This window comes from Kitasatospora sp. NPDC004240 (genome assembly GCF_053603215.1).
In genome coordinates, this window is sequence record NZ_JBSGFD010000048.1 from 42,345 (window position 1) to 49,184 (window position 6,840).

At 75.8% G+C, this 6,840-nt stretch carries 7 protein-coding genes; 4 read left to right on the forward strand and 3 right to left on the reverse strand.

Annotation, left to right across the window (positions count from 1 at the left end):
* Positions 1-101 precede the first annotated feature (101 nt).
* Entirely contained in the window at positions 102-1,055 is a 954-nt protein-coding gene (locus tag ACWEQL_RS15675) for an STM4015 family protein (RefSeq protein ID WP_452150790.1), read from the reverse strand.
* Positions 1,056-1,245: 190 nt separating this feature from the next.
* Here ACWEQL_RS15675 and ACWEQL_RS15680 point away from each other — a divergent pair, with 190 nt between their 5' ends.
* From ACWEQL_RS15680 to ACWEQL_RS15690, 3 genes are all read left to right on the forward strand, one after another.
* The gene (locus ACWEQL_RS15680; RefSeq protein ID WP_452150791.1) at positions 1,246-1,572 is read left to right on the forward strand and encodes a hypothetical protein; all 327 of its coding nucleotides are present in this window, start codon (positions 1,246-1,248) and stop codon (positions 1,570-1,572) included.
* A gap of 128 nt (positions 1,573-1,700) precedes the next feature.
* The gene (locus tag ACWEQL_RS15685; RefSeq protein WP_452150792.1) at positions 1,701-2,789 is read left to right on the forward strand and encodes a DUF6745 domain-containing protein; all 1,089 of its coding nucleotides are present in this window, start codon (positions 1,701-1,703) and stop codon (positions 2,787-2,789) included.
* Positions 2,790-2,939: 150 nt separating this feature from the next.
* On the forward strand, positions 2,940-3,311 hold the full coding sequence (locus ACWEQL_RS15690) for a winged helix-turn-helix transcriptional regulator (protein ID WP_452150793.1): 372 nt from the start codon (positions 2,940-2,942) through the stop codon (positions 3,309-3,311).
* A 115-nt stretch (positions 3,312-3,426) separates the two neighbouring features.
* Here ACWEQL_RS15690 and ACWEQL_RS15695 read toward each other — a convergent pair whose 3' ends face one another.
* Together ACWEQL_RS15695 and ACWEQL_RS15700 are read right to left on the reverse strand one after the other, a co-directional pair.
* On the reverse strand, positions 3,427-4,329 hold the full coding sequence (locus ACWEQL_RS15695; RefSeq protein ID WP_452150794.1) for a TIGR03943 family putative permease subunit: 903 nt from the start codon (positions 4,327-4,329) through the stop codon (positions 3,427-3,429).
* Positions 4,326-5,465, reverse strand: coding sequence for a permease (locus ACWEQL_RS15700; RefSeq protein ID WP_452150795.1), 1,140 nt, complete (start codon positions 5,463-5,465; stop codon positions 4,326-4,328). Before ACWEQL_RS15700 ends, ACWEQL_RS15695 begins: the two co-directional genes overlap by 4 nt.
* Before the next feature lie 272 nt (positions 5,466-5,737).
* On the opposite strand from ACWEQL_RS15700, the gene ACWEQL_RS15705 reads away from it, so the two are divergent.
* A complete protein-coding gene (locus ACWEQL_RS15705; protein ID WP_452150796.1) occupies positions 5,738-6,769 on the forward strand; it encodes a SecDF P1 head subdomain-containing protein in 1,032 nt (343 codons plus the stop codon).
* Positions 6,770-6,840: the final 71 nt, after the last annotated feature.

The window sequence follows — 6,840 nt, forward strand, 5'->3', positions numbered from 1 at the left end:
ACGGACGGGGGAACGGAACGTACGGGAGAACGAGCGACGGACCTCTCCGGGAACGGACGACCTCTCCGGGAACGGCGGACGCCACTCGGCGACGGCGGACGCTACTCGGCGACGGCCACGTACCGTCGGCGGCCGTCCGGCTCACCGCCCCTTGAGAGGTCCAGCTCCACACCGGTCAGGGCGTCGCGCAGCCGCTGCTGGAGCCCCTTCGAGAGGAAGTGGTGGTGCAGGTCGAGGGAGCGCAGGTGAGTGAGCGGCTGGCCCTCCAGCAGCGCCGTGGCGCCCTCGTCGGTGAGCACGCCCATCGACAGGTCGAGCGACTCCAGCCGGGCCACCACCGGTGCCTGGGCGACGGCGGCGGCGATCTCGTCCTGGTACTCGCTGTTCTGCAGGCCCAGGTGGCGCAGCGCCGGCAGGGCGGTGCCGGCCAGGAACGGCGCCAGGTCGTCGATCGTGCTGTCGCCGCCGTAGTTGGCCACGCCGAGCCACAGCTCCAGCCGCTCCAGCGCCGGGAAGTCGCAGGAGGCCACCGAACGCACCACGGTCGCCGGCAGGCCGCCGGCCTCGAAGCGCAGGGCCCGCAGCCGCTCGTGCCGCACCGTGCGCAGCGCCAGACCGCCGTCGGTGCCGTCCCAGTCCTCCGAGGCGCCGCGTACGACCAGCTCCTCCAGCAGGGGGAACTCCGTCAGCAGCGGCGTCACGTCGGTCAGCTGGAGCCAGGAGATCTCGCACTCCTCGTAGGTGATGTCACCGACGAACAGCGCGCGCAGCGCGGGCAGCCGCGAGGCCGCGTCCAGGATCGCCCGCAGCGGGCCGGCGAAGCTCTCCGGGTCGTCCGACCACAGACCGATCACCACGGCACGCACCCGGCCGGTGTCGACGGTGTCGAGGAAGCGCTCCCACAGCTCGGTGAAGGAGTGCCCGCCGTCGTACTCCACGCCGATCTTCCAGGCGGCCTCCGCCGCGTCGGGCAGCGCCGTCCCGGCGTCCAGGGCCTCGCGGAAGTCCAGGACCGGTAGGTCGTGGAACCGCTGGATGTGCTCGTTGACCGTCATGCGCTGCTCCTCGTGGTCGGACGGGACCTGTCTACCAGTCGGGTCCGACAGCCGGGCGCGCGGGTCCGGCGGCACCACCCGTCGGCCCGGGGAGCGGGCTGCGGCCGTCGTGGGGCACGGATTGTCAGACCCCTGCCCTAGCTTCGGAGCGTGAGATTCCGACGCCCGTCGGAGCGGCCGGGGAGGGCTGATGTATCGCCAGGGTGATGTCTTGATCGTGCCGGTCGGGGAGGCCGCGGTGCCCGCCAGGGTGGGCGCGATCGCGGCCCGGCCGAGGGACGCGCGCGGCCGGATGGTGCTCGCGCTCGGCGAGGTCACCGGCCACGCGCACGCCGTGGTCGGTCCGGGTGAGCTGCGCCGGGAGTCCGGGCCGTTCGGCGCCGCGTGGCTCCACCTGCCGGAGGGCGGCCGGGTCGTGCACGAGGAGCACGCCGCGATACCCCTGCCCAAGGGGTGGTACCGGGTGGTGCGCCAGCGCGAGTACGTGCCGGGCGCGGTACGGGTCGTGGCGGACTGAGTCCGCACCCGGGGCCCCGGGGCCTTGAGGTCCTGGGCCCCCGAGCCCCCGGGCGTCGGGGAACGGCCGCGGGCCGTGAACGTGGTGGAGCGGTGTCGGCGGGACGGCCGACGGGATCGGAGAGCGTGATGGCAGTGGAACCGACGGTCGTGCCCGGAGAGGTCACGGCCCGCTGGCGGGCGAGCGCGGCGGCCACCGGCCCGGCCGACCGGGCGGCGGTGGAGCGCGCGGTGCGGGCCGCCTACCGCGCGGCCGGGCTGGCCGAGCCCGAGACCGTACGGTGGTGCGACTCGCCGCTGCAGGCCGCCGAGGCCGCACTGGAGCTGCGGGCCGCCGGCGCGGTGAGCGTCCGTGAGGCCGTTCGCACCGGGCCGTGGGAGCGGGCCAGGCGCGGGGCCGTCGAACGGCTGGGGGGCCAGGCCTGGTCGCCGCTCTGGGCGCTCACCGGGGGCGAACTCGGCCCGGCCACCGAGGCCCTGGCCGGCCGGGTCCGGGACGCCGTGCTGGACCGCTTCGCCCCCGAGCCGGACTTCGAGGAGGACGACGAGGCCGACTTCCGGGCCGCGCGCGCCCGCCGCACCGCGGGCCGGCTCGCCGTGCTGGACGCCGTACGGGGCCAGCACGACGCCCCCTGGCTGGCCGCCCTGGAGGCGGCCGGCGAGCTGGAGCGGTCCGACGGCCTCGCCGCGCTCGCCGAGATCGCCCGCGGGGCGGGCTGGTGGTGGCCGTACGAGCGGGTCGCCCTGGTCAGCGAGCGGCCGACCGCGCTGCACCGCGACGAGGCGGGCCGCCTCGACCACGCCGACGGTCCGGCCCTCGCCTACGCCGACGGCTTCGCGCTGCACGCCTGGCGCGGCATGCCGGTGCCGGCCGACTTCCTGGCCACCCTCGGCACGCTCACCCCGGAGCGGATCCGCTCCGAGGAGAACGCCGAGCTGCGCCGGGTGATGCTGGAGCACTACGGCTACGACCGCTACCTCGCGGACTCCGGGGCCGAGCCGCTGCACCGGGACGAGACCGGCGTGCTCTGGCGGATCCAGCTGGACGACGACGAGCCGGTGGTGATGGTCGAGGTGGTCAACTCGACCGCCGAGCCGGACGGTACCTTCCGCACCTACTGGCTCCGGGTGCCGCCCGGCACCCGCACGGCCCGCGCCGGCGTGGCCTGGACCTTCGGCATACCGGAGGACGAGTACCACCCGCAGCGCGAGACCTGAGCGGGCAGGCATGCTCAAGTAGGCCGTTGAGTGGTGGATGTGTCGTTCCGCCGGGCCTCGTGTGCGGGCCCCGGTCGCGGCGACCGGACGAAGCCGACGGGCTCGGTACAGTGGGTACCCGGAGGAAAGCGGCTACCTCGGGGGGAGTCCATGCAGGAGGCGGGCGGAGATCCCGTGCAGGCCTGCCCGATCGGGCCGGTCGTCGACCTGGTGTTCAGCCGCTGGACGACGCCGATCCTGTGGACGCTCCACGCGGACGGCCGCCAGCGCTTCGTCGAGCTCCAGCGCAGGATCGAGGCGATCACCCCCAAGGTGCTCACCCAGCGGCTGCGGCAACTGGAGCGGGACGGCCTGGTCCGGCGCACCTACTTCGCCGAGGTCCCGCCCCGGGTGGAGTACGAGATCACCGAGCTCGGCCGCAGCCTCGCGCCGCTGTTCGCCGCGCTCGCCGACTGGTCCGCCGCCCACCTCGACCGGGTCGCGGACGCCCGCGAGGCGTACGACCGCGACCCCGCGCACTGACGCCGGGCCCCCGGGCGGTCCTGGACGACCCTCCGGCGCACCGAGGTGGGGGTGCTCGGTGCGCCGGGGCGGGCGGGATCCTCTCAGGAGCCGCCCTCGTCAGGAGCCGCCGCCGTCAGGAACCGCCCTCGCCGGGCGGGACGTCGCGGTAGGGGTTCCGCGGTGCCTGGACCGGCTTGACCTCCCGGACCTCCAGACGGGGTGCGGCGGTGGCGGCCGCGCCGGGGACGGGACGCCAGACACCCGTGACCTCGACCCAGGAGTCGGTGGCCGGTGCGGCGGTGGTGCCCGTCACCTGGACCCGGAGCCTGCGGGCGTCGGCCGCGCAGCAGTTGACGGTGAGCCGGTTGAGGTACCACTCGCCGGCCTGGGAGCCGGGCGCGGCGAAGCCGGTGAGCCGGACGGTCCGCCCCTCCAGGCTCTTCGCCGGGTCGTGGCTGCGGCCGATGAACTCGGTGAGCGACATCGGGGTGGTCGGCCGCTCGGCGAGCCCGGCGTAGGCGACCTGCTCCACCGGGGCGGTGGTCCCCTCCCGCTGCGCGGTGAACGCGCCGAGCGCGGGCGGGGCGAAGAACAGCAGCGCCACGGCCGGCACCGCGAGCAGCCCGGCCACCCGCGGGGCACCCCCGTGGCCGTGCCCGTGCGCACCGCCGTGACCCGGTGCGCCGCCGTGCCCGTGCCCGCTGCCGTGGCCGTGCTCGCCGCCGTTCGCGTGCCCGTGCCCGTACCCGTGTGCGTCGCCCCCTTCGTCGGGCGTGTGCCCGGCCCGGTGCCACTGCGCGCTGCCGTCGGCGGCCCGGCTGAAGCGCAGCACCGGCTCGCGCGGCGGGGTCAGCCCGTGCACGGCGTTGACGATCCCGACCAGCACCAGCAGCACACCGGAGACCACCAGCGGGACGTGCAGGCCCTCCTTGACGTACTGGAGGTAGACGTCGCTGCCGACGGTGACGCGCAGCAGCGCGGCGCCGAGCAGCGCGAGCAGCAGGGAGGGGAACAGGACGCGGGCGATGCGGCTCACAGGAGGACCCCTCCGACGGCGAGGCTGGCCAGGACGGCGACGATGAAGGTGGCGGCCGGGAACCGGGCGGCGAAGGAACGGCCGAAGGTGCCGGACTGCAGGGCGATCAGCTTGAGGTCGACCATCGGGCCGACCACCATGAACGCCAGCCGGGCGGTGGGGGAGAAGCCGGTCAGCGAGGCGGCGACGAAGGCGTCGGCCTCGGAGCAGACCGCCAGCACCACGGCCAGCACCGCGAGGGCCAGCACCCCGATCCACGGGGAGTCGGCGAACAGGTCCAGCACCGAGGGCGGCACCAGCACGTTGAAGGTGGCGGCCGCCGCCGCGCCGACCACCAGGAAGCCGCCGGCGTGCAGGAAGTCGTGCTGGAGGCCGCGCGCGAACCGGACCACCGGCCCGTCCTCCTCCTCGTGCTCCTCGGGAGCGGCGGGCAGCCGCAGCCACTCCTCCCGGCCCAGGCGCAGCCAGAGCCAGCCCATCACGACGGAGGTGAGCAGCGAGGCGACCAGCCGGGCGGCCACCATGCCGGGCTGCCCGGGGAAGGCGATCGCGGTGGAGACCAGGACGACGGGGTTGACGGCCGGTGCCGAGAGCAGGAAGGCGAGCGCGGCCGCCGGGGCGACCCCGCGCTTCATCAGGCTGCCCGCGACCGGCACCGAGGCGCACTCGCAGCCGGGCAGCACCACGCCCGCCGCGCCGGCCACCGGGACGGCCAGGGCCTGCCGGCGCGGCAGCAGCCGGGAGAAGAGGTCGGGCGGGACGAACGCCCCGATCGCGGCGGACACCACCGTGCCGAGCAGCAGGAACGGCACGCCCTGGACCACGATGGCGATCAGCACGGTGCGCCAGGTGGCCAGCGCGGGTGCGTCCGAGAGGCCGAGGAGACCGGTGCCGAGCAGCAGCACCGTCACCCCGACGGCGACGGGGACGGCGACGGGGACGGCGACGGCGGCGAGACGGCGCGGGCCCGGCGTGCGGGGGTTCGGGCTGTGCGGGGTCGGGGCGTGCGGGGTCGGGGCGTGCGGTTCGAGGGTGTTCGTGGTGCGGGTGGGCAGTTCGGGTGCTGCCGGTGGGCGTCGGCGCGGCGAGGTGGGGCTCGCCGGCGGTGCGGTGACGGTGGGGGTGGTGTCGGCCATGTTCCCGCCCTGGGTGACTGCCAACGGTCGTCGGCAGGCGGTGGGTGCTGTGCCGGATCCCGCTGCCGGAGCGTGGTGACGACGGCATGGGGCGGCGCCCGCTCGGCTCCGGTGCGAGCGGCGGTGCCAGATTAGCGCTTGATAATCATCTTCATCTAGAGGCGCGAGGCCGGGACTTTGATGTGGACGCATCATGCAGTCGGAGGCTGTTGTCCCGTCAGTCCTCGTAAGGACGTTGCGACCTGACCCGGCGCCCGACCAGACTGGCCGCCATGACTCCGCGACACCGCAGCACCGTCCTGGCCGCGTCCCTGCTGGCGCTGGCCTCGCTCACCGCCTGCTCCGGCGGTGACGCAGGCTCCTCGTCGACCTCCGCCATCGGACGGACCGGTGCCGCGCCCGCCTCGCCGACCGGATCCGCCACCCCGGCCGCCCCCTCCGACGGCACCCGCACCTCGGCCACCCTTGCCCCCGCCGGCGCCGCCTCCGCCGCCGAACTGCAGGAATCCGTGGCCCAGTTGAAGCGACGGGCCGCGGCGCTCGACCTGGCCGACGCCACCTTCGAGGTCCGGGACGGGGTGATCAAGGGCAGCGCCGCGGGGGACGCGCGCGACAAGTTCGCCGCGCTCGCCAAGTCGGGCCGCCTCACCGTCCGCCCGGTCCTGGCGGTGCTGCCCTCCCTCGGCCCCGGTGGCGCCCCGGCACCGGAGCTCGTCCAGGGCGCCGTACCGCCCGCGCTCCAGCAGACCCTGCGCACCTACGACTGCACCGACCCCGCCCGCGCCACCGCGGCCGGCGCCACGGCCCCGGCCGAGCCGGCGCTCGCCTGCAGCGCCAAGCCCGAGCAGGGCGTCCGGTACGCCTTCGCACTCGGCCCGGTCGCGCTCGCGGGTGCGGACCTGGACGGCGCCAAGGCCGCGTTCGACGGCCAGAACGGCGGCGGCTGGCAGACCACCCTCGCCTTCAACGCCTCCGGGACCCGGAAGTTCGCCGACCTCACCGGCCGCATCGCCACCGAGGCCGCCCCCGGCAACCAGCTCGCCGTCCTGGTGGACGACGTCGTGGTGTCGCACCCGTTCGTGCAGGGCGCCATCACCGGCGGCCAGGCCGTCATCGCGGGCAACTTCACGGAGGCCGACGCCAAGGGCCTCGCCGCCCAGCTCACCGGTACCCTCCCGGTGGCGTTCACCCTCTCCGACCTCACCGTCACCCGCCCGTCCGGCGCGGGCCCGGCCTCCGCGACCCCGAACCCGGCCCTGACCCTGGCCCTGACCGCGACCCCGACCCCGAGCGCCTCGCGCTAGCGAGCGGCCCCCGGCCCGGCGCACCCGGGTGCGCCGGGGCGGCAGCGCCGGCTCACCCCGGCAGCGGCCCG

What these genes read in the sequence shown, in the direction of transcription:
- ACWEQL_RS15675 (WP_452150790.1), bottom strand. Translation starts at nt 1,055, where the DNA reads ATGACGGTCAACGAGCACATCCAGCGGTTCCACGACCTACCGGTCCTG.
- ACWEQL_RS15690 (WP_452150793.1), top strand. Translation starts at nt 2,940, where the DNA reads ATGCAGGAGGCGGGCGGAGATCCCGTGCAGGCCTGCCCGATCGGGCCG.
- ACWEQL_RS15700 (WP_452150795.1), bottom strand. Translation starts at nt 5,465, where the DNA reads ATGGCCGACACCACCCCCACCGTCACCGCACCGCCGGCGAGCCCCACC.
- ACWEQL_RS15705 (WP_452150796.1), top strand. Translation starts at nt 5,738, where the DNA reads ATGACTCCGCGACACCGCAGCACCGTCCTGGCCGCGTCCCTGCTGGCG.
- ACWEQL_RS15685 (WP_452150792.1), top strand. Translation starts at nt 1,701, where the DNA reads ATGGCAGTGGAACCGACGGTCGTGCCCGGAGAGGTCACGGCCCGCTGG.
- ACWEQL_RS15680 (WP_452150791.1), top strand. Translation starts at nt 1,246, where the DNA reads ATGTATCGCCAGGGTGATGTCTTGATCGTGCCGGTCGGGGAGGCCGCG.